General features: G+C 73.0%; 26 protein-coding genes. 9 read left to right on the top strand and 17 right to left on the bottom strand.

Annotation, left to right across the window (positions count from 1 at the left end):
* Positions 1-86 precede the first annotated feature (86 nt).
* A complete protein-coding gene (locus tag AB0D44_RS08300; protein WP_362586280.1) occupies positions 87-3,020 on the top strand; it encodes a LuxR C-terminal-related transcriptional regulator in 2,934 nt (977 codons plus the stop codon).
* A 56-nt stretch (positions 3,021-3,076) separates the two neighbouring features.
* Here AB0D44_RS08300 and AB0D44_RS08295 read toward each other — a convergent pair whose 3' ends face one another.
* Positions 3,077-4,213 carry a C40 family peptidase gene (locus AB0D44_RS08295; protein WP_362586277.1) on the bottom strand — a complete coding sequence of 379 codons (1,137 nt, stop codon included), beginning with the start codon at positions 4,211-4,213 and terminating at the stop codon, positions 3,077-3,079.
* Positions 4,214-4,468: 255 nt separating this feature from the next.
* Here AB0D44_RS08295 and AB0D44_RS08290 point away from each other — a divergent pair, with 255 nt between their 5' ends.
* Together AB0D44_RS08290 and AB0D44_RS08285 are read left to right on the top strand one after the other, a co-directional pair.
* On the top strand, positions 4,469-5,125 hold the full coding sequence (locus tag AB0D44_RS08290; protein WP_362586274.1) for a maleylpyruvate isomerase N-terminal domain-containing protein: 657 nt from the start codon (positions 4,469-4,471) through the stop codon (positions 5,123-5,125).
* Between the two features lie 240 nt (positions 5,126-5,365).
* Complete coding sequence (locus tag AB0D44_RS08285) at positions 5,366-6,580, top strand: serine hydrolase domain-containing protein (protein ID WP_362586271.1); 1,215 nt, start codon at positions 5,366-5,368, stop codon at positions 6,578-6,580.
* A gap of 204 nt (positions 6,581-6,784) precedes the next feature.
* Here AB0D44_RS08285 and AB0D44_RS08280 read toward each other — a convergent pair whose 3' ends face one another.
* The 5 genes from AB0D44_RS08280 to AB0D44_RS08260 form a co-directional block, all read right to left on the bottom strand.
* Entirely contained in the window at positions 6,785-7,507 is a 723-nt protein-coding gene (locus AB0D44_RS08280; RefSeq protein WP_362586268.1) for a hypothetical protein, read from the bottom strand.
* A gap of 303 nt (positions 7,508-7,810) precedes the next feature.
* A complete protein-coding gene (locus tag AB0D44_RS08275; protein WP_362586265.1) occupies positions 7,811-8,299 on the bottom strand; it encodes a MarR family transcriptional regulator in 489 nt (162 codons plus the stop codon).
* A gap of 44 nt (positions 8,300-8,343) precedes the next feature.
* Entirely contained in the window at positions 8,344-8,772 is a 429-nt protein-coding gene (locus AB0D44_RS08270; RefSeq protein WP_362586262.1) for an STAS domain-containing protein, read from the bottom strand.
* Complete coding sequence (locus AB0D44_RS08265; protein WP_362586259.1) at positions 8,769-9,872, bottom strand: cobalamin B12-binding domain-containing protein; 1,104 nt, start codon at positions 9,870-9,872, stop codon at positions 8,769-8,771. Before AB0D44_RS08265 ends, AB0D44_RS08270 begins: the two co-directional genes overlap by 4 nt.
* The gene (locus tag AB0D44_RS08260) at positions 9,869-11,524 is read right to left on the bottom strand and encodes a PP2C family protein-serine/threonine phosphatase (protein WP_362586587.1); all 1,656 of its coding nucleotides are present in this window, start codon (positions 11,522-11,524) and stop codon (positions 9,869-9,871) included. The genes AB0D44_RS08265 and AB0D44_RS08260 overlap by 4 nt, the downstream gene beginning before the upstream one ends.
* Before the next feature lie 490 nt (positions 11,525-12,014).
* On the opposite strand from AB0D44_RS08260, the gene AB0D44_RS08255 reads away from it, so the two are divergent.
* Positions 12,015-12,344, top strand: coding sequence for an STAS domain-containing protein (locus AB0D44_RS08255; protein ID WP_362586256.1), 330 nt, complete (start codon positions 12,015-12,017; stop codon positions 12,342-12,344).
* A 196-nt stretch (positions 12,345-12,540) separates the two neighbouring features.
* Positions 12,541-12,885, top strand: a complete 345-nt coding sequence (locus AB0D44_RS08250; RefSeq protein ID WP_362586584.1) for an ATP-binding protein — start codon at positions 12,541-12,543, stop codon at positions 12,883-12,885.
* Positions 12,886-12,932: 47 nt separating this feature from the next.
* Here AB0D44_RS08250 and AB0D44_RS08245 read toward each other — a convergent pair whose 3' ends face one another.
* The 6 genes from AB0D44_RS08245 to AB0D44_RS08220 all read right to left on the bottom strand — a co-directional run bounded on the left by AB0D44_RS08245 (position 12,933) and on the right by AB0D44_RS08220 (position 17,673).
* Positions 12,933-13,307 carry a VOC family protein gene (locus AB0D44_RS08245; RefSeq protein ID WP_362586253.1) on the bottom strand — a complete coding sequence of 125 codons (375 nt, stop codon included), beginning with the start codon at positions 13,305-13,307 and terminating at the stop codon, positions 12,933-12,935.
* Between the two features lie 159 nt (positions 13,308-13,466).
* The gene (locus tag AB0D44_RS08240; RefSeq protein WP_362586250.1) at positions 13,467-14,750 is read right to left on the bottom strand and encodes a serine/threonine-protein kinase; all 1,284 of its coding nucleotides are present in this window, start codon (positions 14,748-14,750) and stop codon (positions 13,467-13,469) included.
* Positions 14,751-14,913: 163 nt separating this feature from the next.
* The gene (locus AB0D44_RS08235; RefSeq protein ID WP_362586247.1) at positions 14,914-15,297 is read right to left on the bottom strand and encodes a hypothetical protein; all 384 of its coding nucleotides are present in this window, start codon (positions 15,295-15,297) and stop codon (positions 14,914-14,916) included.
* An 85-nt stretch (positions 15,298-15,382) separates the two neighbouring features.
* A complete protein-coding gene (locus AB0D44_RS08230) occupies positions 15,383-16,231 on the bottom strand; it encodes an NlpC/P60 family protein (protein ID WP_362586244.1) in 849 nt (282 codons plus the stop codon).
* Between the two features lie 484 nt (positions 16,232-16,715).
* A complete protein-coding gene (locus AB0D44_RS08225; RefSeq protein ID WP_362586241.1) occupies positions 16,716-17,186 on the bottom strand; it encodes a DIP1984 family protein in 471 nt (156 codons plus the stop codon).
* A gap of 184 nt (positions 17,187-17,370) precedes the next feature.
* Positions 17,371-17,673 (bottom strand): hypothetical protein, encoded by a 303-nt coding sequence (locus AB0D44_RS08220; protein ID WP_362586238.1) that lies wholly within the window; start codon positions 17,671-17,673, stop codon positions 17,371-17,373.
* 356 nt (positions 17,674-18,029) lie between these two features.
* On the opposite strand from AB0D44_RS08220, the gene AB0D44_RS08215 reads away from it, so the two are divergent.
* Positions 18,030-18,593, top strand: a complete 564-nt coding sequence (locus AB0D44_RS08215) for an NADPH-dependent FMN reductase (protein WP_362586235.1) — start codon at positions 18,030-18,032, stop codon at positions 18,591-18,593.
* A 75-nt stretch (positions 18,594-18,668) separates the two neighbouring features.
* On the opposite strand, the gene AB0D44_RS08210 is transcribed toward AB0D44_RS08215, so the two are convergent.
* Together AB0D44_RS08210 and AB0D44_RS08205 are read right to left on the bottom strand one after the other, a co-directional pair.
* Positions 18,669-19,466 (bottom strand): hypothetical protein, encoded by a 798-nt coding sequence (locus AB0D44_RS08210; protein ID WP_362586232.1) that lies wholly within the window; start codon positions 19,464-19,466, stop codon positions 18,669-18,671.
* Between the two features lie 276 nt (positions 19,467-19,742).
* Positions 19,743-20,636, bottom strand: a complete 894-nt coding sequence (locus tag AB0D44_RS08205) for an alpha/beta fold hydrolase (protein WP_362586229.1) — start codon at positions 20,634-20,636, stop codon at positions 19,743-19,745.
* 350 nt (positions 20,637-20,986) lie between these two features.
* Between AB0D44_RS08205 and AB0D44_RS08200 the strand changes: the two genes are divergently transcribed.
* Positions 20,987-21,178 carry a hypothetical protein gene (locus tag AB0D44_RS08200; RefSeq protein ID WP_362586226.1) on the top strand — a complete coding sequence of 64 codons (192 nt, stop codon included), beginning with the start codon at positions 20,987-20,989 and terminating at the stop codon, positions 21,176-21,178.
* Positions 21,179-21,218: 40 nt separating this feature from the next.
* On the opposite strand, the gene AB0D44_RS08195 is transcribed toward AB0D44_RS08200, so the two are convergent.
* Both AB0D44_RS08195 and AB0D44_RS08190 read right to left on the bottom strand, forming a co-directional pair.
* Positions 21,219-22,109, bottom strand: a complete 891-nt coding sequence (locus AB0D44_RS08195; RefSeq protein ID WP_362586223.1) for an SDR family oxidoreductase — start codon at positions 22,107-22,109, stop codon at positions 21,219-21,221.
* A gap of 43 nt (positions 22,110-22,152) precedes the next feature.
* Positions 22,153-22,386: a DUF6479 family protein gene (locus AB0D44_RS08190; protein WP_362586220.1), complete on the bottom strand. Its 234-nt coding sequence runs from the start codon at positions 22,384-22,386 to the stop codon at positions 22,153-22,155.
* 271 nt (positions 22,387-22,657) lie between these two features.
* On the opposite strand from AB0D44_RS08190, the gene AB0D44_RS08185 reads away from it, so the two are divergent.
* Positions 22,658-22,933 carry an isoamylase early set domain-containing protein gene (locus AB0D44_RS08185; RefSeq protein WP_362586218.1) on the top strand — a complete coding sequence of 92 codons (276 nt, stop codon included), beginning with the start codon at positions 22,658-22,660 and terminating at the stop codon, positions 22,931-22,933.
* A 76-nt stretch (positions 22,934-23,009) separates the two neighbouring features.
* Positions 23,010-23,426, top strand: a complete 417-nt coding sequence (locus AB0D44_RS08180) for a CBS domain-containing protein (protein ID WP_362586215.1) — start codon at positions 23,010-23,012, stop codon at positions 23,424-23,426.
* Between the two features lie 122 nt (positions 23,427-23,548).
* On the opposite strand, the gene AB0D44_RS08175 is transcribed toward AB0D44_RS08180, so the two are convergent.
* Positions 23,549-23,695, bottom strand: a 147-nt coding sequence (locus tag AB0D44_RS08175; protein WP_362586581.1) for a Rho termination factor N-terminal domain-containing protein, incomplete at its 5' end; no start/stop codon positions are given.

The following is a 23,695-nucleotide window of genomic DNA, read 5'->3' as shown; positions in this document are numbered from 1 at the left end:
CGGCCGGTGGAGACTGCGCCCTCGGGGCCCTCCACCGGCTACGCCGAGGGTTCCGCCGCTGTTTACACCGCAGTAACCTCACCGGCGTGACCGGACAGACGACCGTGGGACGTCCTCGCCGGATATACGGCCGGACGACCGAGAGAGCAGCAGTCGAAGCGCTGTGGGCCCAGCTCCGGTCCGGACGCGGTGGGGCGCTCCTCCTCGCGGCTGAGCCAGGACTGGGCCGGAGCGCTCTTCTGGCCGGAGCCGCCCGCGAGTTCACGCTCGGGCCCGTCCTGAGCCCCCCGCCCCTCGTCGCCCTCCCCCGTCCGTACGACGGCATGCACGCGCTGCTGCGGGCGGCAGCCGAGGGCGGGGGCGCGGCGCCATCGCACCCGCCCTCGCCTTCGCCTTCGCCCTCGCCCTCGCCTTCGCCCCCGCCCCCGCCGTCCGCCTGCGGAGCGGGCTCGCGGACAGCCGGCCTGCCCCGGTTGCTGCGGCCGTACGTCCCCGGGGAAGGGCCGCTGCTCGTCTGCGTGGACGACGTACACCTGTGGGACGCGCCCTCGCGTGCCGTCCTGGCCTCCGCCGCACGTCACCCCGACCCCGATCGCCCGATCGGGCTCCTGCTGTCGACAGCGGAGCACCGGGCGGACGAGCCCGACTGGGCGGGACTGCCCGTGGTCCGTCTCGGCCCCCTCGACGACTGCGCGGCGGCCGGCCTGCTCCACGATCTCGCCGCTGCGGGCGTGGATCCGTCCGTACGGTCGGAGCTGCTGTCCGAAGCCGAAGGCAACCCCGCCGTCCTGGCAGCCCTCGCCCAGCGCCTGACGCCGGACGAACTCGGCGGCCACCGTCCGCTGCCCCGCCCCCTGGTGGACGGCGGCACCCTGTGGGCCACCTTCGGCGGCCGCTTCGCCCCGCTGCCGTCCCCCACGCGGCAGCTCCTGCTCCTGGCGGCAGCCGCGCACGCACCCGACCCGGCGGCGGAAGGCGCGGACGCCTCCCTGGTCCTGCGCGCCGCCCGCGAGGCCGGCCTGGACCCGGCCGCGCTGGACCCCGCCGAGGCGGCGAGACTGGTCTACCACGCGGGCGATCGCCTCACCTTCGCCAGCTCCCTGCTCCGGCGGACGGCCTACACCGGTGTGCCGTCGTCACAGCGCCGGGCGGCCCACGCCCTGCTCGCCTCGGCCATCGACCCCGACCGGTACCTGCTGCGCCACCTGCTCCACCTCGCCCTGGCCGCGCAAGGCCCCGATGCCGCTCTCGCCGCCGCACTGGTCGCCGCGGCCGCCCCCGACACGCCCACGTCCACGATGGAGCGCTCTGCCGCACTTTCCCGCGCCGCCGAACTCACCGCCCACGAGGGCATCCGTACGGTACGCCTGACCGCCGCGGCCGACTACGCCCGCATGGCCGGACGACCCCGCAGGGCGCGCCGACTGCTGGCGGCAACCCGGCCCGGTGCCTTGCCGGAGACGGTGCACGGCCGCACGGAACTCGTCCGGGGCAGCCTCGGCCTCGGGGACGGACCCGTCGGCGACGCCTACCAGGCGCTGCTCATGGCCGCGGAGCGACTCGACGCCCTCGACGCCGAGGCAGCCCTGGAAGCCAGGATGGAGGCGGTCGACGCGGCGTGGGCCGCGGGTGACGCCCACGCCTGCCTCGCGGCCCTCGCCGACGTACCCCTCCCCCTCCCGGCGCACGCCCAGGACCCCGCCGTAGCCGGTGCGCCGCCGCCGGCCGATCCACTCGCTCCGGCCCTGCACGAGACGTTCTCACGGCCCGAGCCGGACCCCCCGGCCCCTTTCCCCTCACCCTCCCGCGATCCGGGGCGGGACTACCGAACGGGACTGCGCACGGCGCTCGACGGACATCTGACCGAGGCCGCGCAGCCGCTGCGCCGGGTGCTCGACCGTGCGCGCCACGACGACGACCCCACCCGCCTGGTGCGGGCCGGTGTCGCCGCGCTGGTGCTGGGGGACATCCCGGCGGCGTGCCGGATCAACGCCCGGGCCCTGGCCGCCTCGCGATCGAAGGGACTGGCCGCTCTCACCCCCCGGATCCTCGAACACCTCGCGTACGCCGAGCTCCGCGCCGGCCAGCACGCGCGGGCCCGGACCCACGCGCAGGAAGGCCTGCGCGCGGCCCACCGGGCGGGCCAGCGCAACGTCGCCGCGAGTCAGCACGCGATCCTGGCACTGGTCGCCTCCGTCGAGGACGACGCGGCCGCCGTCGCCGCACACGCCCGCGCCACCCTGGAGATCGCCCGCCCGCACGGGCTCCTCCAGGCCGTCACCCTGGCCGAATGGGCCCTGGCGCGTGCGGACCTGTGCCGCGGCCGGCCCCTCGAGGCGGCCGCCCGCCTCGGCCCGCTGACCCGGCCGGGTCCCGGGCGCGGCCACTTCGCCGTCCGCATGCTCGCCCTGCCCTGCTTCGTCGAAGCCGCCGTGATGTCCGGAGCTTCGGCGGAAGCGCGGGCGGCGGTCGAGGAGTTCGCCCGGTGGGCGGCCCAGGGCGCCGACCCGCAGGCCCCGGCGCAGCTGGCCCGGTGCCGCGCCCTGGCCGCCCCGCCGGACGACACGGCCGACGCCCTCTACGCCCTGGCCCTGAGCCGGCACGAGACGGCGCACGGCGACTTCGAGCGTGCCCGCACCCAGTTGCTGTACGGAAAGTGGCTGCGCCGCCGACGCCGTCCGGCGGAGGCCAGGAACCGGCTGCGGGACGCGCTGGTCGCCTTCGAGCGCTGCGGGGCCCCGGCCTGGGCCGAGCAAACCCGTGCCGAACTGCGGGCCACCGGTGACGCCCCGGCCCCGGTGCCGGCGGGTGGTCTGGGCCGGCTGACCCCGCAGCAACTGCGCATCGCGCGCTGCGTCGCCGAGGGCGCGACCAACCGGGAGGTGGCCCTGATCCTCTCGGTCAGCCCCCGGACGGTCGACCACCACCTGCGCAACGTCTTCGCCCTGATGGGGGTGCGCTCGCGGACGGAGCTCTCCCGGATGGTGCACCGCACCGAAGGCGGCGGCGCACCACCGTGAGGCGGCCTGCCCACAGCCGGGGACAGGAGGCCGGGTCGGACGGCGCCGCGCCCACCTCAACGGGTGAGGAAGCGGGTGGCACCCACGTAGACACGGCCGGTGGAACCGATGGGTTCCTCCTTCACCACGTCACCGGTGCGGGGCGCGTTGATCATCATCGGTTCGCCGTTCCTCGTCCCCGAGTAGATGCCGACGTGGGTGACGTCCGTGCCGGTCGCGGGGCGGAAGGCGACGATGTCGCCGGGCCTCAGGTCCTTCGGGTCGGTGACGCGCACCCCGACGGCCGAACCGGCGGGTGCCCGGCCGCCACCCGCGTCGAACTGCGGCTGGGCGTCCCGGGGGATCGTCACGCCGAGGGCGGAGTAGACCTGGCTGGTCAACCCGGAGCAGTCGTAGCCGAATCCGGACGTGCCCGACCACAGGTAGGGCAGGCCCATGAAGCTGCGTGCGGCGGCGACCACGTCCTCGCCGCTCGGCGCCGCGGGCACCCTCGCCAGGTCACCGGCTCGGAAGAACACCCGGGCACCGCTGCCGGAGTAGGCGGTGACGACGCCGGGCAGCGGGCCGGCCTTCACGGGGAACGAGGTGTTGTACGAGTACTCCCCTGCCTGCCCCGACCCGGCGCCCGAGAGGGCGGCCCCGGCGGTGGTGAAGCCCCGGGCCGTGGCGCGCCGGACCCGTTCCTCGTGCGTACTGCCGGGCGGGCGCCGGTGGTCGGAGGTCAGCTGGCGGTCGGGAATCCAACCGGGGTAGGCACCTCGTCCGGCCTCGTCCCTGGGGGTGGGCTGGCCGTGGACCCAGACGTGGTCCCAAAGGAGGCCGCCGTGCCACATCGTCCGGTCGACGGTCACCTCGGCGCCGTGCAGCGCCTGCGTCTCCCCGGCCACGTCACGTCGCTCGTCCAGGGTCATGGACCCCAACCAGCCGCGGATATCCGCGGGATTGGCGGTCGCGGGAGCGTCCACGGGCCGGACCTGCTCGGGGCTCACCCAGACCTGGGCCACCGTCACGTCGACGTAACAGGTCGGGGCCCCGTCGCACGGACGCGCCGCGGCGGGCTCGGTACGGTCGGCCGCAACGGCCGGCCCGGCGGGAACGGCTGGACCGGCGGGAACGGCGGGGAGGGCGACGGCAGGGGCAGCGAAGGCGAGGAGCGCTGCGGCCGCCGTCAGGGCGGTCTTCACGGAATACATGAGCCGATTCTGTCCACGACGCCGCCTCCGCGAACCCGACCGGCGGTGGAGGTGGCGGAACGCGGAACTTCACGTCGGCCCGGCTGCTCCGGCGATACCCGCAGCCCCGTCCCGGGGACGCGCTCGCGCGCCGTTCCTCCAGCCCCGCTCCCCCGAATGCCCCCCGCCCGTACTCCCGACGGTCTGCCTGTGCTCGTACGCTCCTTCGACCGGGCCGGGTACCCGGCCGCCGCCTCCACGGGCTAGCGTGGTGGCGTGGACGTCTTTTCCTCCTCGTGGGCGGCGTTACGGGCGGCGGTCGCCGGGCTCGGTGACGAGGACTTCGCGCGGCCGTCCGGTTGTGACGGATGGCTCGTACGGGATCTGGTGTGCCACCTCGTCATCGATGCCCAGGACGTGCTGATCACCCTCGTCACTCCCGCCGGCACGGAGCCCACCCGGGACGCGGCGACCTACTGGGAGGTCGGCGGAGCCCCGGCGGCCGCGCAGGACCCGCTCGACGCCCTGACCGTGCGCCTGGCCGCCGCGTACGGGGAGCCGTGGCTGCTCACGTTCCACCTCGACGACGTCGGCTCCGCCGCGGGCCGCGCCGCTGCCCTCGCGGACCCGTCAGCCCGGGTCGGCACCCGGGGCCAGGTCCTCAGCGTCGGCGACTACCTGTCCGCGTACGTCCTGGAGTGGACGCTGCACCACCTCGACCTCATCGCGCACCTCCCCGACCGGCCGCGGCCGCCCGCCGCGGGCCTCGCCGCGGCCCGCGCACTGCTCGAGCGGATCGCGGGGACGGCGTACCCGCCGTCGTTCTCCGACGAGGATGCGCTGCTGGTCGGCACCGGGCGACGCGCTCCGACCGCCGCCGAAGCCGACGCACTGGGCGCATGGGGAGTGCGTTTCCCGCTCGTCCTCGGCTGACCGCCTTCGGCACGCCGTGCACTCCGCTGAAGCGAGGCGGCACCGCGCGTCGTTCGCGACCGCCGGCCACGTGCCTCCTGGTTCGCTGCACCGACGGGCGACACGCCCGGCGCCGGAGGACCTCCGTATCCGCTGACCGGCCGCGACCACGCGCGCCGCGGGCCCGAACCGACGCCCGGCTGCTAGGCAGGGGGCACCAACCGGCCTTGCCGACCGCCTGCCGCATACCGGGAGACACTCGTGCCCACCCGCGCCGTACGCCGCTTCCGCACCGGACTGTCCGCCGCCGCCGTCACCGCCGCCGCGCTCGGCGCGCTCCTCCCCTCCGCGCAGGCGGCCGGCGCGGACCCGGGCCCCGCCGGTGGACGCCCGCACCACGACGAACGCCTCCAACGGCAGCTCGAACGGCTCGTCGCCCAGGACGATGGCCCGCCCGGTGTGATCGCCGTGCTCACCAGAGGCGAGCGGACGCAGGTCTACACCGCCGGCGTCGGGGACATCTCCACCGGCCGCCGCCCGGACCCCGACGACCACATGCGCATCGCGAGTATCGCGAAGGCGTTCAGCGGGGCCGTCGCGCTCCAGCTCGTCGACCAGGGGGTCCTGTCCCTCGACGACACCATCGGCAGCCGTCTGCCCGCCCAGCCCGCCGCCTGGCACGCGGTGACCCTGCGCCAGCTCCTCCAGCACACCAGCGGCCTGCCCGACTACTCGGCCGACCCCGAGTTCCTCAGGATCCTGCAGGCCGACCCCCGCCATGCCTTCGACCCCCGCCGGCTCCTCGACTTCGTCGCGGACGAGCCGCTGCTCTTCCGCCCCGGCACCCTGTACGAGTACTCCAACTCCGACAACATCGCCGTCGCGCTCATGGCCGAAGCCGCGACCGGCCGCCGCTACGAAGACCTCCTGCGGGACCTCGTGTACCGCCCCCTGGGGCTACGCCGGACCAGCCTGCCCCTGGGCTACCGCCTCCCGAGCCCGTTCCTGCACGGCTACGACGTCAACCCGCCCGCCGAACCCGAGGACATCAGCGAGGCGCTCAGCACCTCGGGGGTCTGGGCCTCCGGCGGCATCGTCTCCACCCCCAGGGAGCTGGGCGCCTTCATCCGCGCGTACGGCGGTCCCGCCCTGTTGTCGCAGGAGACGCGCGAGGAACAGCTCGCCTTCCGCCCCGGCGACTCCTCCGAACCGGCCGGCCCCGGCACCAACGCCGCCGGCCTCGCGCTCTTCCAGTACACGACCCGCTGCGGCGTCCTCTACGGCCACACCGGCAACTTCCCCGGCTACACCCAGCTCGCCGCCACCACCCCCGACGGCACCCGCTCCCTGACGTTCTCCATCAACACCCAGACGAGCAAGAGCAACAAACCCGCCCTCCTCGCCCGGCTCCGCACGGTCCAGGAGGACTTCGCCTGCGCACTCCTCAAGGACGACGGAGCCCCTCGGCGCGGATAGGACCCGACGACGGCCGCCGGCCGGTGCGGGCCGCGGTGGAACTGTCGCGCGAGACGTTGCGGGGCATGCGACCAGGGGTCGCCGGACCTCGCACCGGACAGCCGTACGCGCACTGCCGGCCGGTGCGGGCGAGGGCGTCCCCGCCGAGGCGGCGGGTCGTCGTGCACGGCGCGGGTGGAGGTGACGTCGCGCCGTCGCCGTGCGTCAGCGGCCGGCGGCGGCGAGGTCGGCGTCCGCCTCGTGGGGCGCGAAGCCGGCATTGGCCTTGCAGCCGAGCTCCTCGTACGTATTGACCTTGGTCTGCGGGTCGGTGTGGGTCAGCCTGAATTTGCAGGCGCCCTTGATGTAGCGGCCCTTGACCCCGCCGGGGAAGTCGATCTCCTTGTTCCACAGGTAGGGCGAGCCGTAGTTGTTGAAGCGGGCGGTGGCGTTCACGTCGATCCCGCCGGGCGCGTACATCTCGTAGACCCAGCCCGTCTTCGCACTGCCGTAGGTGGCGAACTTCTGGGCGACCCACTTCTCGCAGCTGGTGCTGAGGTGCGCGCTGTTCTGGCCGCCGCCCTTGACGATGTACTCCGCGAGCGGGGTCACCTGCTCGCCCCGCGGCGTGAAGCCGGTCTCGAAGATCTCCTCTACCGTCTCCCGGGTGTCACCGCGCCACAAGGCGTTGACGTCCGTACGCCACTGCCAGCGCTCGGTCGCCGCGGCGGAGGCGACGGGACGGGCGATCGACGGGGTGGTCGTCGTACGCCACCAGTCCCAGGCCCGGTATTCGACCGTCGGGCCGCAGGGGGTGGTCAGGTCGTACGCCGCGGCGGACGGGGCGGCGGTGGCAGCGGCCGGGGCGGCGGATGCCGCTGCCGGGGCGACAGCGGCGGCGGACAGGAGGGAAAGAGCGGCGAGCACGGGCAGAGCGGCCTGCAGCATGGTGAGGACCCATCAGTCGATCAACGTGACGGGCCCTTTATAGGTGCGGCTGCCGGGTCCTGACGGGCGTGGTGCACCGGGGCCACCCGTGCGGGTGGATCAGTCGTACTGGGGAAAGGATCCGCCGCCACGGACCGGGGCCTGGCGATCCTCGGGCCGTGTCGGACGGATCGTGCGAGGCTCGTCCTACGTCCGGAACGGAGGAGCCAGCCGTGGAGGCGGCTCTGGGCCGGCGCCGTGGCCACGTCCCGCCCGGGACGAACGGGATCCGTTCCGCTCCGATCCCCTCCGGTCCTGCCGCCCTCATGGGGTGTCGACAGTGCCCGTGATGCCTTGGCAGAGAGCGGTCAGGCCTGTGATCAGCGCGTTGCGCTGCTCGGCACTCATGGTGTCGAGGACGCGGGAAAGCCTCTGGCTGCGGTGTCGGCGTATTTGAGCGAGGTGGGAGGCCCCGGCCGGGGTCAGCCGGAGGGTGAGTTCGCGGCCGCTGTGGGGCGAGGGGTGGCGGGCGAGGTATCCGGCGGTTTCCAGGCGATCGCACAGCCGTGTGACGGAGGGGGCTGCCGCTCCGAGGAGCTGGGACAAGGTGCGCATGCGGATCCCCGGCTGGCGGTCCACGAGGTGCATGAGGCGGAGTTGCGCGGTCGGGATCGGGGCCGTGCCAGTGCTCTGGCGGGCGCTTTCCCACACGGCGTCGAGGAGTTCCACCAGCTCCGTGACGGAGGCGAGTGCGGTGACCGGAACCGGGGCACGGCCGTCGGTGCGGTGGACGGCGGGGTCCGGTGCCGACATCTGGATTCTCCGCAAGGTTGCGGGTGGCGCCGGCGCGCTCCGTGTCAGACGCTGTCCGTGGTCCCGGGGCGGGCCGGTATGGCTTCCTCGGAAGCGGCGGATCGCTGCTTCGGCGTCGAGGAGGTGTGCTGCGCCCCAGCCTCCGGGGTGGTGAGGTAGTCCAGCGTACCGGTGAGTTCCAGGAGCCGGTCCAGTCGCAGCGGCCGCTTCTCGATGTGTAGCCGGACCTGCGCCGCGCCGGTGCGGCGGCGGATCATCAGCAGGGCCGACAGCCCGACGGAGTCGACCGCGGTCAGCCCCGCGCAGTGCAGGTGCAGATCCCGCAGACCCGCCTGGTCGGCCAGCACCCGCTCCACCGCCTGCAGGAGCACTTCGGCGCAGTAGTGGTCGAGGTCCCCGTGCAGCTCGAGGCGGGTGGTGTCCGGCGTATCGAGGCGCGTCAGGTGGAGCGGGCTGAAGGGAAGGTTGGTCATTCGGCGATCCCGGATGTGGTCATGGGGGTACGGGTCAGGTCGGCGGCACCGGTGCGGAGCATGCCGGCCGCGCGGGGGAAGTCCTTGAGCTCCCGGCCCAGGAGGTCCAGGGCCGGGAGGAGGGACTGGGCGGGGACGCCGCGGGCGGTCAGGACGTCGGCGGTCCACAGCAGGAAACGCGAGAACAGCGCCTGGTCACCGGTGTAGAGGGCGGTGGCGAGGAAGTCCACGATGTGGGCGAGGTCTTCGGCGGTGCGCTCGCGCTGCTGTTCGGTGTAGCCGCGCATCGCCGGGTACTCGCCCTCCAGACCGGTGAAGACCGCGCGTACGAGGTCGGGGCGGGTGCGGGCGACGAGGGTGTACTCCTGGTCGGTCAGGTGGGGCAGGTCGTCGATGGTCTGGTGGTCGGGCTGGGGCCGCGGCAGCGGGCCGCGGGCCAGGTCGTCGGCGGCGGTGCGGGCGTCGGCGGCCCAGGCGTCCGCCCCGAGCAGGCGCGCGTACCGGCCGTCCGGCCCGAACGCGGCCCCGCCCACCAGGACGGGGACGCCGACGACCTGGCAGGCGGTGATCGTCGCGTGTGCCGTGGGCAGGCGGGTGGGGATCGAACCGGACAGGGCCACGGCGTCCGGGCCGGTGCGGTGCAGATGCGCGATGAGGTGGGGGGTGGGCACCTGCGCGCCGAGGTAGTCGACGTGCCAGCCGCGCAGCCGCAGGACCTCCGCCAGCAGGCGCGCGGGCAGGGCGTGCCACTCCCCGTCGACGCACGTGACCGTGATGCGGCCGCGTGTCGGGGCCGTCCGGGCGGAGGGGTGCCGGGCGAGGGCGGCAATGGCCCGGTCGTTGATCGCTGTCGCTGCGTGTTCCTGCGCGACGGTGATCCGGTTGGCGGCCCACTCCTCGCCCACCCGGGCCTGGACACGGCCGATCGCATCGAGCAGCACGCTCTCCGCGTCCATACCGCCGTCCAGGGCGCGCAGTACGGCTGTGATCGCGGCGGGCTCGTCGAGTCCGAGGACTGCTTCCCACAGTGCGTCGGTCAGCGGCTGGGCGCCGACGGGCGTGCCGGCCGGGGCGGGCGGGGCGGGCGTGGTGGCGTTCATGCGGTGAACCTGCCCCGGGTGTGTCCGTCCACGGCCGTGAGGTGGTTGGTGCGGGGCGCGGCGATGACGACGACCGCCATGTCGTCGTGCTTTCCGGTGCCCACCCATTGGGAGGCGAGCATCTGGACCCGCTCCACCACCGCCTCGGCGGGCATGCCCGCGCACTCCAACAGCGCCCGGCGCAGGCGCTCCTCGCCGAACATGGTGTCGCCCATCGGGCCGCCGCGCGCCTCGCTGATGCCGTCCGTGTAGAGGAGGCAGGTGTCGCCGGGGGCCAGCGTCACCTCTGCCGTCTCGGTGACCACCTGAGGGAGCACGCCCACGAGCGTGCCCCGGGTGGGGGCTTCCTCGACCAGACCGCCGCTGCGGAGGATGAACGGGGCCGGGTGACCCGCGCTGGTCAGCCGCAGCTCCACGGAGTTGCCGACCCGGGACGCCGAGGCCAGCACCATCGTGACGAAGCGCGCGTTTTCGGTGTTCAGCAGTGAGGTGTTGAGCAGGCTCAGCATCCGGTGGTGGTCGTCCGCCATCGGCAGGAGCGCGTGCATCGTGGTACGGATCTTGCCCGTCATGACGGCGGCCTGCAGGCCCTTGCCGCACACGTCACCGAGGACGACCAGGGACGCGTCGCCCGCCACGGCTGCGGGGTGGACGTCGTAGAAGTCGCCGCCGACCCGCTCGTGGTCCTTCGACGGTCGGTAGCCGCCGGCATAGTCCACACCGGAGACCTGGCGCAGCGTGGGGGGCAGGAGCTCCCGCATCAGGATCTCGGTTATCGACGCCTGTTCCGCATAGAGGCGGGCGGCGGACATCGCGGCTCCTGCGCGGGCCGCGAACAGCCGGGCGAAGACCTCCTCGCCCTCGGTGAACGCCTGTTGTCCCGTACGGCGCAGGAGCACCAGGGCGCCGGCGGGCACTCCGTGGCCGGGCAACGGGGTGACGACGATCGAGCCCACCGTGCCGAAGCCGTCGGGGACCAGCCAGGCCGGCGCGGTGGCGGGGTCGATCCAGCGGGACGGAACCGGCGGGAACCCTTGCAGGGCCTCCGCAAGGCCGGGTACCTGGGCGGGGTCGACGGACAGATGCGATGTCGACGGCGTCCCGCCGCGCAGGCAGGCCACCACCGGCAGGACGCGGCCGTGGGACGGAGCGATCACCAGCGCCGCATCCGCGAGGTGCTCGGCCGCCATCTGCGCCGTGACGTCCATGCACCGCTCCAGGTTCAGCGACGACAGCAGCAGGTTCGAGGCCTGCGTCAGGAATGCCGTGCGCTCCCGCTCCATGTGCAGCGCCTCGCGCGCCAGACGGTGATCGGTGTCATCGACCAGCCACCACACCACCGTGCCGTCTTCGGCAGCGGTCGGATGCGCCTCGTACGTGCGGTCGTCGACCGGGCCGTGCACGGTCGTCGGTGGTACGGCCACCGGTCTTTGAGCAGGAACGCGGATGACGTCCCTGTGGGCTGAGATCAGCCAGCCGGGCAGGACTCCCTTCATGTCCGCGCCCGGGCGGGCGTCGGGAAAGACCAGGCCCGCCGCTTCGTTGACGAACTGCAGGGTCGCTTGCGAGTCCGCAACGAAGACGGGATAGGGAGCCTCGGTCCACGGGAAAGCCACCGCGGACGGGGCGGATGTTGCCTGGGTGTCATTCAGCACACATAGAAGGCCCGCTGCGCGAACCCCTCACCTCACTGCATCGAAGGGAAACCCTTGCCGTACGGCAACCATCCTCCAACCGTCGGGGCTCTGGCAACCCGGCCTCGCCCGCACGCCCGTCCACCACCTCACCCACACAGGGCGATCACACCGTCTCCTCAGGCCTGGCCGTGCGACGTGCGGCTGAAAAGCAGTCAGGGGCGGGGTGGTCGCGGCGTTCGCCCCTGCGGCGCCTCCCGGCGCGTATGCCCCGGGGAACCGGTCGCATGCCGGGCCTGTCGTGGCGCCGCCCGTTCGGCCGGGGCCCGCCCGCACCGGGTCCGCCGCTGCCGGCGAAGTCCGGCACGGTGATCGCCGCCCGACGGATCCCGCGCCCCCAGGGCTCCACGAGGCCCGACCGCCCTCGAAGCGATGCGGGAAATCCGGCGCCGGGGGTCAACCGGGCTCGCCCGTATAGGAAGATGTCGGGGTGATCGGAGATGAACCGGTGGTCACCGCGACCACGCACGAGGGAGTGACCGTCATCACTGTCCGCGGCCACCTGGACGACGAGAGCGCCCCCCGCCTCACCGAGGCCCTCGTCGAAGCCGCAGGGAACGGATCGGCCCGCACGGTGGTCGACCTGTCCGGTACCGGCTTTGCGGATTCATCCATCCTGCACGCTCTGTTCGACGGCCAGAAGATCCACTCTGCGGCAGGAACCGCGTTCGTCATCGCCGGCCCCTTGGGGACCGCAGTCAGCCGACTGTTCGACATCACCGGCGCCAACCGCGCCTTGCGCGTGGCGGACAGCCTGGAGATCGCGATGACATGCTGACCCCCGCCACCATCCGAACCGGCGTGTGGCGGCATCGCCCGCGCGACCGAGGGCAGGCGATGACCGTATGAGTCCGCCGACAGCAGCCGACGGCACCCGCGGCCCGGGTCCTGGATCCGGACACGAATCCGGACACGGATCCGGACCAGGATCCGGACACGCACGGGCCCGTGGCCGTACGGGCGCCGAGGCACCCCTGACCGCGGCCGGCGCCCGCACCCGCGTCAGCAGCCTGTTGGAGCAGAGTGGCATCAGCCTCGACGGGGTGGCCGCCGCCGACGCCCTGCTGGTGACCTCCGAGCTCGTCACCAACGCCATCCGGCACGGCGGCGGCATCACCGCCATGAGCAGCCACCTCGCCGACGGCACCCTCCACCTGTCCGTCAGCGACGCCAACCCCCGGCCGCCTGCCGCCCGCACGGGGAGCCCCCAGCACCCCGGCGGCTACGGATGGCCTCTCGTCCAGCGCCTCGCGCAACGCGTCACCATCAGCACCCATCCCGCCGGCAAGACCATCAGCATCACACTGCGAGTGACCTGACCCCACCGTCCCTCACACCACCACGGTCACCGCAGCCCTTGCGGGTCCTAGTGAAGGCAGAGGCAGAACGGGTGGCCGGCCGGGTCCGCATAGACCCGCCAGTTGGCCTCCGGGCGGAGCTGGTCCGTCCGCTCCAGCACGGTCGCGCCGAGTGCGAGCGCCCGTTCCTCCTCCCCCTCGAGGTCGTCCACGTCGAAGTCCAGATGGAGCTGCTGCGGGTGCTGCCGGCTGGGCCACTCGGGCGGTCGGTAGCCCTCCACCCGCTGGCAGGCGAGCGGCGTACCCTCGAACCCGTGCACCTCCACCCAGTCGGGATCTTTCGGGTCCGCGACCACTCGGCCGCCGAGCAGGTCCGCGTAGAACTGCGCGAGCCGTACGGGATCTGCGCAGTCCAGCGCGACCGCCTGCAGCTTACGAATCACTTCCGGCACCCCTCGTTTCTCGACCGCTTCCACGCCACATGCGTATCGGAGGGGTGATACCCGCCGCCGCGGCGGCCATGCACGGCGCTTCCCGGGCCGCCTGCTTGGCGCTGTCCTCGGTGCGCCGGCAGGCGGTTGCCGGCTCGGGGGCTTCTCGTGCTACTTCTTCCGGTCGTTCTTCGCCTTGCGCCCCTTGTCCTTGCCCGCAGGACGCAGGCCGGCCGGTGGTGCCCAATCGGCGGGAGTCACCGCGGAGGGGTGATCGGGGGCTGCGTCCGCCGGGGCAGGGGGGCGCGGGGCAGGGACCACGGGTGCGGTGGAGTCGGCAGGTGTCGTCGCGGGCGTGTGCGGCGGGCGCGCAGCCGCCTCGGGCGTGGTCGGCCTGCTGCCGGTGGAGGCGAGAGGGGACGCGGTCGCCCCCACGAGGAGCAGGGCTGCGCCGGTGACGCTCGCGGCCATCAGAGCCACGTCCGTCGTACGGCGGCGGGCCCGACGCCTCGTGCCGCCCGGCCCCTTCGCGGCCCGGTGGAGCGGGGCCGGCGCGCGATGGGTGTGCAGGGTCGCGCTCGTAGGGGCGGAGGTACGCGACGGTGTCGGCACCGTGCCCGGGTGGGGCGCTGCGCCGATGCCCCGAAGGGTCAGGTGTATGCGGGCGGCGTCGGGACGGGCCCGCGGGTCCTGGTCGGTCATCGCCTTCAGCAGCCGTGCCAGAGCGGCGGGCAGGAACTCGGGCACCTGCGGGGGACGCAGCAGCGGGGCAACACCCACCTCGACGGCCGTACCCAGGTACTCGCGGACGCCGGTGAGCGCTTCCAACAGCGTCAGGCCCAGCGCATAGACGTCGCTCGCCGGACCCGCTCCGTGACCGAGGAGCTGTTCGGGGGCCATGTAGGGCAGGGTCCCGACGAGCATGTCCGGTTCGCTGCGGGACTGGTGGTCGACGTCGCGGGAGAGCCCGAAGTCGGCGAGGAAGGGTGAGCCGTCGTCGCTGAGCAGGATGTTGGACGGTTTGATGTCCCGGTGGATGATGCCGTGCGCGTGTACGTGGTCGAGGGCCGACGCGATGTCGGCGCCGAGCCGGATCACATGGACGGGGGCCAGGGGGCCGGCACTGATGCGGGTGCGCAGCGTGGTGCCGGATATCAACTCGGTGACCATGTAGGCCCCTTGTTCGTGGCGGCCGGTGTCGTACACGGTGACCAGGGCGCGGTGGGAGAGCCGCGCCAGTATCTGCGCCTCGTCGCAGAAGCGGTCGGCCGTGACGGTGTCGGCTCCGGGACGGAAGACCTTGACCGCGACCTCGCGCCGCAGGACGTGGTCGACACCCCGGTACACGTCCGCCGTCCCACCGGAACCGATGAGGGCCCGGAGCCGGTACCGGTCACCCAGCAGCGTGCCGGGCTGGATCTGCGCGGCGTGGGCTGAGCTCGGGTGCGCCGACATGCGCAACCTCCTCGACTGGCTGGCAGTACGCCGCGTGTACCCCTTGGGCGGCGGGCTACGCAGGCCCGGGCGGAGATCCCGCGTCGCCGCCGGCTGCCGGAGACGTACGAGGGCCGCCACCTCCTGGCGGGGAGGTGGCGGCCCTGGTGCGGCCCTCAGCGCGTCAGCACTCGCGCAGGCCCGGCGCGGGGTCGACCGACGTGTGGACGTCCACAGCCGCGACGTTGCCCCACTGACCGTTGTCCAGCTTGGTCCAGTACCAGACGTTGTTGCCGCCGGCGTGCTGGTCTCCGCGGCCCCAGCACTGGAACCAGCTGGGGCTCGTGTTCAGCGGCCCCCGCACTGCGGAGTTGTACCGGCGGTGCTCGTAGCCCTTGGCGCCGACCCGGTTGCCGCACCACAGCTTGCCGTCGGCGCGGACGCCGCATTCGGCGGCCGCGCTCTTCCCGGTGGCGGGCGTCGCCGCGGCGGGCCCGGTCACGGTGGCCATGCCGCCCACCAGTGCGGCGGTGGCGAGACCCAGGGCGATCTTCCTGCTTGCGGACATGCGTCCTCCTCGAAACGGGCTCCCTCGGGAGCCGGGTGATGGTGATGAGGGATGAGTGACGAGTGATCAGGGGTGCGGGTGGTTCTCAGGGGCAGATGCGTACGCCGTCCAGCCAGGCGCCGCCCTTGATGTAGATGTTGGTGATCCACGCCCCGTACTCGGGCAGGTAGGACCAGGCGTCGTTGGTGTAGCCCTCCGCCGTCACCGGTTCGGCGTGCTTCTGGCACTCGATGCGCACCGTGGTCGGGCCGGGAAACCGGTGCACGCGCGGGCTCGTGGTGGACGGCTCCTTGTGGGTCCACACATCGGTGCCCCAGGTGCTGAACGTGCCGGGAGCCGCCGCCCCGGCGATGCGGACCGCCCCGGCGTAGTCCCCGCCCAGCCGCACGTCGCTGACGGTGATCCGGGTGCCCGACTCCCGGGCCTCGACCATCTTCCCCGCACCCAGGTAGAGCGCGATGTGGTGGACGGAGCCCCCCGACCCCCAGGCCAGCAGGTCCCCCGGCAGCAGCGGCGCAGTCCCCTGCGCGGCCGTAAAACGCTGCTTCACCTGCGGCGAGTTGAACTGGTGGTACGCGTTGCCGGGCAGCGGGTCCCCGCCGGCCGCCCGGGCGTAGGCGTACCGGACCAGTCCCGAGCAGTCGAAGCCCAGCCGCTCCGGGTCGTGTGCGCTGTCCGGGTCGCTCGGGTCGACCTGACCGTACGTCGGCCCCGGCTGCGGTCCGTGGCCGCCGCCCCAGGTGTACCAGACGCCGATCTGTTCGCATGCGGCCCGTACGGCCCCCTCCGCCTCCGCGGAGGCCCCGGGGGCGAGCACATCGCACGCCCCCGCCGCCTTCGGTGCCGCAGCCGCCGGGGTCCCGTGGGCCCCTCCCCAGGTGGCGAGGAGGGCCACCGCCGCCACCACCGCCCCGACCGTTCTCCGCATCGCCATGTCCGTTCCCCCGTCCCCGCCGAGGTGTCCCGCGGGTCACCGTGCTCGTCGTGGTAGTCGTCGGCGTGCTCGTCGTACCAAGCCACGCACCGGCCGTCCACCGGCACTCCGAGACTGTGGCCCGACACCCCTCCGTGTCGAGGAAGCGCGAGTGGCCCACCGCAACGGGAAACGGGAAACTTTCGGGAAACCCCCGCCCACCAGGGCTTTTGACGGACCGTACGAAAACGGCGCCGGACCGGGAGCTCCCGGTCCGGCGCCTTCCTGCGATGCGGAATGCCCCTTACCCGCCCTCGTCACGACCGGATCTGCACGTGGTGATGAAATGTGCGCGATGCACTGTGACTCGTCACGCTGCTGAGCTGCACTGTCGTCTCGGGAGTCGAACCCGATGCGCTGCTCCCCGCGCGCCAGCCGGGCCGGTAACCGCCGGCCCTCGGTTGTGCACGCCTCCGGAGGGACTACCTGCTCCACATCGCGGGTCTCAGTCCAGGAGGTCGGCCTCCCAGTTCGTGCGCTGGATGCGCACGTCGATCTCGCGGATCTCGCGGGCGGCATCGTCGGCACGGGCGCGCAGCTCGGCGACGGGTAGCGCGGGGAGCACCATCAGCTCCGAGCGCAACTGGCGGCCGTAGCCGCGCTCTCCGCTGCCGGCGGCGGCGTCGGCAGCCGAGGTGAGCACGGAGTGGCGCAGGCGCAAGGTGTCGCGGCGGGCGAGGGCGTCGGTGAGGGTGCCGTCGGCGCCCATGTCGACGGCGGCGTTGGTCCGGTTGATGCGCCGGATCAGGGACTCCAGGGCGTCGAGCGTCTCGGTGACCTCGGTGAGCAGCGCCGCCGGGTCCTCGGCGGGGGTCTCGCCCTCCTGGTGGCGGGCGTTGGCCACGATGCGGGCCCGGAGCTGTTCGACGCGACGAGCCGCCTCCGCGCGCTCCGCCAGTGCTTCGCCGAGTTTCATCGTGAGGGGTCCCCGTCCCGTGGTGCCGTTCGTCGGGCGGTAGCGCTGTGCCGCCGTACCGCTGCGCCGATCACCCTACGTCACACCACGGCCGGCCCGGCTCTCAGGCGGACTGCCGACACGAGGCTCCCTCGTGTCGGCAGTCCCTCGACGTGTGTTCGCGGAAAGCCGGAGGCTCAGGCGATCACTCGCACCGGCCGCACAGGTGGCCGCGGCGCACAGCGGGCCGGGACCTGGCCGGCACGGGCACGGGCGCCCACCGGCCGCGGCGCGCCCGGTGCGGCGGCGGACCGTACGGCGACTGCCAGGCCGGCCGCCCGGTTCGACCCGAGCCACCCACGCCGTGGCGCCGCAGGACCGGGTTCCGGAACGGTTCGGCTGCCCGCAGAGCGGTGAGCTCGACGGTGTCCCCGCACTCGATGCACAGCGGGAGGAACCAGGCGTCGAGGCGCTTGTGGTTCGTGTGGACGTGGAGGGTGCCGTTCACCTGGAAGCTCCTGGAAGGGCATCCCTGGCAACGGCGGAGGACGATCGGCAGGCCGGTGGGCACTACCACCCAGTTTTCGGACATGGAAACACACCTGTTCCAGTGAGAAGACCGCAGCGAAAAGGAGCGCGGCGCACGGGTGCGACGCGCACGGATCAGCAGGTGGGGATCTCACGTGGTGTACAAGGGTCCGTCCTTCCCGGGGTGGTGACTGGAGGCGGGAGCACGGTAACGGCGTGCGGGAGGCCCGCTCCACCGATTTTCCGGACCGCCGGAATCCCTCCCGCCGTCACGCCGTGCCGGGGCATGCCGCAAAGCCCAACCGTCGTGCGCAGTGGGGTCGGTAGGGTGACAAGATGTCGACGCCACCTCTGATCCTCTTGCTGTCCGGAAGCCTTCGGGCCGGCTCCTCCAATGAGGCCGTGCTGAGCACCGCCCGGGCCGTGGCCCCCTCACGGATACGCACCACCGTCTACGAAGGGTTGGCTGCGCTTCCGCATTTCAACCCTGACGACGACACCGATCCGCTACCGGCTCCTGTGGCCGAACTGCGGGCGGCGATCAGCGAGGCGGCTGCGCTGCTGATCTGCACTCCGGAGTACGCGGGCACGCTGCCCGGCTCGTTCAAGAACCTGCTGGACTGGACGGTCGGCGGCACTGAGATCTGCGACAAGCCCGTGGCCTGGGTGAACGCGGCGGCCGCGGGGCGCGGTCAGGGTGCGGAGGACACGCTGCGGATGGTGCTCGGCTACACGGGCGCCGACATCGTGGACTCGGCCTGCGTCCGGATTCCGGTGACCTCTCAGATCGTCGGCGCGGACGGAACCATCACCGATCCGCAGGTGCGGGAGCAGCTGGGCAAGGTGCTTGCCCTCCTGGCGGAGGCGGGCGGAGCGCTGCCAGAACCCGACCGGAGCTAGCCGATTCCGGAGCCGGTGTCGGATGGGGCGGCGTGGGGCCGGCGGTCCGGGCGGCTTTCGGCGGCGCGCACCGGCTCAGAGCGGCAGTACGGGCCGGGTGGAGAAGTCCTCGTAGAGGCCCTCACCCTCCGGGCCGTAGACGAACTCTGCCATGGTGGGGTTTCGGTGGGCGGTTGCCAGCGGGAGCCAGGCCAGGAGGGCGCCGTACCCGCCGCACACCGACTCGCCGCCGTCTCCCCCGTGCACCGCCGTGACGTCGCTGGTCAGCTCCGTGCGGTAGGTGTCGTAGGCGATGTGGAGGCCGAAGGCGCTGAGTCGGCTGTGCGGGCCGGTCTCGTCGCCGTAGGGAATGCGGTCGAGCGGGCACTCGTCGCCCCACCGGAAGAGGGTGCCCGCGCCCGCCCCGCACGCGTGCTCCCACTCGTCGCAGGAGGGCATGCGCAGGCCGCGCTCGCCGAGCACTGCCGGCATGTCGGCGGGCAGCTCGGTCAGGGCTTCGTCCTCCACGGCCATGAGCACGGTGGGCAGGGTGGCGGTCCGGTACGGGCTGAGCACGGTGGCCAGGTGGGCCCGCAGATCGGGGCCGTACGCGAAGCCTTCCTCCAGGCTCTCGGCGTAGTCGGCGATCTGTTCGGGCGTCGGTCGCCAGCTGTCGAGATCGAACCCGAGGGCCACCGTGCCACCGGGTATCAGGGCGAACTCCGTACCGGCACGCTCGATCCGGACCCGGTGCAGCGGCGCACCGAGGTGGTCGACGGTCTCGACGGACACCACGCGGCCTTCCACTGAGGCGGCGGCCTGCTGGGCGATGCGGCGTGCGGTGGGCAGGCCGGTGGACCGCCATTGGTCGAGTGTCAGTTCGGCGAGAGACATGGACGGCAGTCTGGCACAGGGGTCCGACAGCGAAGGCGGGCCATCAGCCGGCAGCGCAGCCCTTGTCACCTGACGTTTCGTCGGTTCGGCGGGGGCGGCGAGACTGCGGGGCCTCTCACTCCGTCGGACGGCAACGGCCCCCGGCGGTCGCCAGGGGCCGTTGCCGTCCTTCAATGACGGGCGGCCTGCCGTAGCCGGCCATCCGCGCCGGCCGCGGCTGCGGACCGTACCGCCGGAGGCGATTCCCCTCGCGCGCGTCCTCGGCGTCACCGCAGGTCAGGCACCGCCGGAAAGCTCCACCTCCTGATGGAACTCCGGAACGCGACGGTTGAAGGCCTCCAAGGGGATGCCGTGCCCCGCATGGGCCACCACCTCGGTCCGTACGTCGGGTATGAGGCGCCGCGCACGAGCCTCCGCACGGCGGGAATCCATGACGCGGTCGGCCCCGCCCAGCAGCACCAGGGTGGGCGCCTTGATCGAGCCCAGCTCGTCATCGCTCATGGACTGCGGCTGCGGAAGCCGGATGCGGAAGCCGTTGATCGCCTCCAGAGACAGCCGCGTCCCCGCCTCGGCCTCTTCCGCGGCGACGCCCGTCTCACCGATCAGGCGCGTGAACCAACGACGCTGGAAGCCCTCGGACCCGCTCAAGGCGCCGGCGATGGCACCCAGCAGAAATCCGGGCTTGAGCGGGGCAAGGGCCCGGGGCGGCTCGTAGACGGCCACCGACACCACCCGCTCCGAGGCACGCACCGCGTGCTGCAGGGCCACGTAGCCGCCGTACGAATGCCCGACCAGGTGAACGCGCTCCAGACCCAGCCAGGCGAGGGCCTCCTCCAGCCAGGCGGCGGTGTCGTCGGCACTGCCGATCGGCAGGCTCTGCGAGCTGTATCCGGGCTCACCCACCCGGTCGACTGCCAGCACACGCCGACCTCCCTGAGCCAACGCCGCGACGTGGGGCGCCCATTCGGCAGGGGTCGCGCTCTGCCCGTGCAGCAGCACGACCGGAGTCCGCTCCCCCGCACCGTACGCGTAGACGCGGGTCCTGCCGAAGCGCGTCGGGACGTCCTGGTCCTCGCGCGGCTCAGGCCAGAACGCCATCGCCCGGTCGTAGGCGGCCAGGACGCGCGTTCGCGCCGCATCATCGTGGAAAGAACTGATCCGTGCTGTCATGGTTGCCTCCCCTGGAACACCGGGCCCCGTGGCCCGTTCCGATCCTCGCAAGACGACCGCACGGGAAACGCGCCGACTCCCTGCCTCTGACAGCTGTTTCACGCCCGAGGCAGCGGGGAGCCCCCGACTCGGCGTGCCGAGTCGTTTCCAACGCCTCATCGATTCGCTTCAGTTGGTTGCACGTCGCTGACACCGCGACCCTCATCGGGGCCGTGACCATTGCGGGTAGGCGCAGGCGTCCCACAGAGACCGGCCACCACAAGAAGAACGTCACCCATTGTGTTTAGCAGGCAGCATTTCGGTAACAACAAGTAGCTACAGGAAGTCAGAACCCGACGGAAGGCAGGAACATGAACGTCGTTACCGTCCTCATCCTCGTCGCGGTCCTCGCCGTCGTCGCTCTCTTGGTCGTGGCGCCCAGCGCGCCGGCACGGCACAACCCGGCCCCGGGCCGCCGTCCGCGAGCCGCCCACCGCCGCCCGGCCACGCCCCGCGTGACCAAGATCCCCGGCCAGCGTGGAATCCAGCGTCACGCCCGCTGACCATCCCCGGCCTATCCAGCGGGGCTTGTCGAGGGCCTGGTCAGGAGGATTGCGCGGGTCCCGTCGCATGCCGGTCGGCGTGCCCTCCGGCGCCCAGCAAGCCGGTCGGCTCCACCGGGCCGCGTTCGGCCAGGCGCGGCAGGGCTCGGCGGGACACCGCGGACACCACGAGCGGCAGGAGGGGGCGCAACGGTTGCACGGAGCGCAGCCACGGTGGGGCGTACACGGTGGGAGAGCGGCGGTCGACGCCGCGGGCCAGCCATGCAGCCACCTTGTCCACCGGGTAGGTGCGCCGCGCTCCGGGCGGCATGTGTGCGCGCAGTTCCCGCAGCACGGTGTGGCGGTCGGCATCTCGGATCATGTCGGTGTCGGTCCAGTGCACGTACGCGACGCCCACGGCGACCCGCTGGTGGGCGAGTTCGGCGCGCAGGGACTGGGCGAACGACTCCGCTCCGGCCTTCGAGGCGCAGTACGCGCTCATCATGGGTGCCGAGCCGAAGGCGGCGGTGGAGGCGATCTGCAGGAAGTATCCGTGCGTGGACAGCAGGTCGGGCACGAAGGAGCGTGCGGTGACGGCGCTGCCGACGAGGTTCACCTCGATGACGCGCCGCCACGTCGCGGCGTCCGAGGTGGCGAAGGGACCGCCTTCGGCGATACCGGCGTTGGCGATGACGATGGACGGGGCGCCGAAGACCCGGTCCACCGCCCGGGCCGTGCGGTCCATGGCTGCGTCGTCGGTGACGTCCACCTCGTAGCAGCACGCTTCGACCGGTAGGGAGCGGGCGACCGCCTCCAGCTCGTCGCGTTCGAGGCCGAGGAGCGCCAGGCGGATGCCGCGTCCGGCCAGCTCGCGTGCGAGGCCGGCGCCGATCCCGCGGGCGGCACCGGTGATCACCGCGGTGCGGCCCCGCAGGGCATCGGCCTGCCTCATCACGTCCTCCTCGGTTGATCGGCTGCGGCCGCCCGGCGTCCGGTCAGCCGCGGGGATCGCCCTGAACCTCCTGGCGGCGGGCGCGCTCCTGCGGGGTCTGCCAGGCATCCTCGCGGCGCTGTGTGAGGGGGTTCTGCCCGGCCGGCGGCGCCGCCCGGCGCCTGCGGCGGCTGCCGTACCAGAAGGCGCCGATCAGGAAGAGGACCAGGACCACTCCGGCGAGCATCAGGAGGAGCGAGGCCTGACCTTCGGCCGCGAGGCCTTCGATAGCAGTCATGCGCGGCCTCTACCCACGATCCGCCGGCCTACCGGTTTTCGTACGCGCCTGCTGACAGTCACGGATTTGCCCCGCGGCGCGGATCCTTCACCAGCCGGCGTTCCTGCTGATCAGCGCGCGTCAGCAGGGCGCTTCGCGGTGCGCATCTTCGACGGTGTCGACCGGCCGGGTGACCTCCCGCCCGCCGACGGCCGCGTCCGCTGCCCCGGGCTCGGGCACGCGCGAGGATGCACGGGTTCGTTTCCCCGTTCCTCCTCCGCTGGAGTCTTCCGTGCTCGAACGCAAGCGGGTCAAGGGCCGTACCCAGGTCACCTTCATCCTGCCCGAGGACACTCCCGGCGGGCCGGTCAGTGTCGTCGGGGACTTCAACCACTGGAACCCCGCCGCGCATCCGCTGGAATCCCGCGGTGACGGCACGCGTGCGGCAACCGTCGCCCTGCCCGCCCACAGCGCACACTCGTTCCGCTACCTCGCGGCCGACGACCACTGGTTCGACGAGGAGCACGCCGACGGCCACGACGGCCTCAACAGCCGCGTCCACACCTGAGCGGCAGCCGACCTCCCCGCCCGCGATGCCCCGTAGCGGGCGGGGACCCGACCACCCCTACGAAGGGAGCATCCGGATGACGACAGCCCGCGAGATCATGACGGAAGGCGCCGAGTGCATCGGCGCCGAGGAGACAGTCCTCGAGGCCGCGAAGAAGATGACACAGATGGGGGTCGGCGCCCTGCCGATCTGCGGTACGGACGACCGGCTCAAAGGCATGCTCACCGACCGCGACATCGTCGTGAAGGTCCTCGGCGTCGGCAAGGACCCCGCCCAGGTCAAGGCCGGGGAACTGGCCCAGGGTGAGGCGGTGACCATCGGCGCCGACGACGACGCGCAGGAGATCATGCGCACCATGAGCGAGCACAAGGTACGGCGGCTGCCCGTCATCGACGGCCACCGGCTCGTCGGCATCGTCGCCCAGGCCGACGTCGCCCGCGCCCTTCCCGACCCCCAGGTCGGCGACCTCCTCCAGGCCCTCTCCACCGACTGACGCGTCGGTCCCGTCCGTTCGCGGCTGAGGCTCCCCTGCACACAGGGGAGCCTCAGCACCCGCTCCCCGGGCGCCCCTGACGGGGGGGCGTCGGGCGGCCCGGAGCCCGGCACGAGGTGCGGTCAGCGGCCGAGTGCGTTCTTGAGCTGCTGCTTCGTCATCGTCGAGCGGCCCTCGATACCGCGCTTCTTCGCCTCCTCGTACAGCTCGTCCTTGGTCCGCTCGGACGAGGAGCCGCCCCCGCCCGACCGCTCGCCGCCCCGCTGCGA

This window comes from Streptomyces sp. NPDC048349 (genome assembly GCF_040651925.1).
Lineage (GTDB): Bacteria > Actinomycetota > Actinomycetes > Streptomycetales > Streptomycetaceae > Streptomyces.
Note: the sequence above shows the minus strand (reverse complement) of the source record. Positions and strands in the feature narration are given on the sequence as shown.

Excerpts from the sequence above, each read along its gene's own strand:
- AB0D44_RS08295 (WP_362586277.1), bottom strand. The coding sequence starts at position 4,213 with ATGTATTCCGTGAAGACCGCCCTGACGGCGGCCGCAGCGCTCCTCGCC.
- AB0D44_RS08280 (WP_362586268.1), bottom strand. The coding sequence starts at position 7,507 with ATGCTGCAGGCCGCTCTGCCCGTGCTCGCCGCTCTTTCCCTCCTGTCC.
- AB0D44_RS08275 (WP_362586265.1), bottom strand. The coding sequence starts at position 8,299 with ATGTCGGCACCGGACCCCGCCGTCCACCGCACCGACGGCCGTGCCCCG.
- AB0D44_RS08270 (WP_362586262.1), bottom strand. The coding sequence starts at position 8,772 with ATGACCAACCTTCCCTTCAGCCCGCTCCACCTGACGCGCCTCGATACG.
- AB0D44_RS08265 (WP_362586259.1), bottom strand. The coding sequence starts at position 9,872 with ATGAACGCCACCACGCCCGCCCCGCCCGCCCCGGCCGGCACGCCCGTC.
- AB0D44_RS08240 (WP_362586250.1), bottom strand. The coding sequence starts at position 14,750 with ATGTCGGCGCACCCGAGCTCAGCCCACGCCGCGCAGATCCAGCCCGGC.
- AB0D44_RS08235 (WP_362586247.1), bottom strand. The coding sequence starts at position 15,297 with ATGTCCGCAAGCAGGAAGATCGCCCTGGGTCTCGCCACCGCCGCACTG.
- AB0D44_RS08230 (WP_362586244.1), bottom strand. The coding sequence starts at position 16,231 with ATGGCGATGCGGAGAACGGTCGGGGCGGTGGTGGCGGCGGTGGCCCTC.
- AB0D44_RS08225 (WP_362586241.1), bottom strand. The coding sequence starts at position 17,186 with ATGAAACTCGGCGAAGCACTGGCGGAGCGCGCGGAGGCGGCTCGTCGC.
- AB0D44_RS08215 (WP_362586235.1), top strand. The coding sequence starts at position 18,030 with ATGTCGACGCCACCTCTGATCCTCTTGCTGTCCGGAAGCCTTCGGGCC.
- AB0D44_RS08210 (WP_362586232.1), bottom strand. The coding sequence starts at position 19,466 with ATGTCTCTCGCCGAACTGACACTCGACCAATGGCGGTCCACCGGCCTG.
- AB0D44_RS08205 (WP_362586229.1), bottom strand. The coding sequence starts at position 20,636 with ATGACAGCACGGATCAGTTCTTTCCACGATGATGCGGCGCGAACGCGC.
- AB0D44_RS08200 (WP_362586226.1), top strand. The coding sequence starts at position 20,987 with ATGAACGTCGTTACCGTCCTCATCCTCGTCGCGGTCCTCGCCGTCGTC.
- AB0D44_RS08195 (WP_362586223.1), bottom strand. The coding sequence starts at position 22,109 with ATGAGGCAGGCCGATGCCCTGCGGGGCCGCACCGCGGTGATCACCGGT.
- AB0D44_RS08190 (WP_362586220.1), bottom strand. The coding sequence starts at position 22,386 with ATGACTGCTATCGAAGGCCTCGCGGCCGAAGGTCAGGCCTCGCTCCTC.
- AB0D44_RS08180 (WP_362586215.1), top strand. The coding sequence starts at position 23,010 with ATGACGACAGCCCGCGAGATCATGACGGAAGGCGCCGAGTGCATCGGC.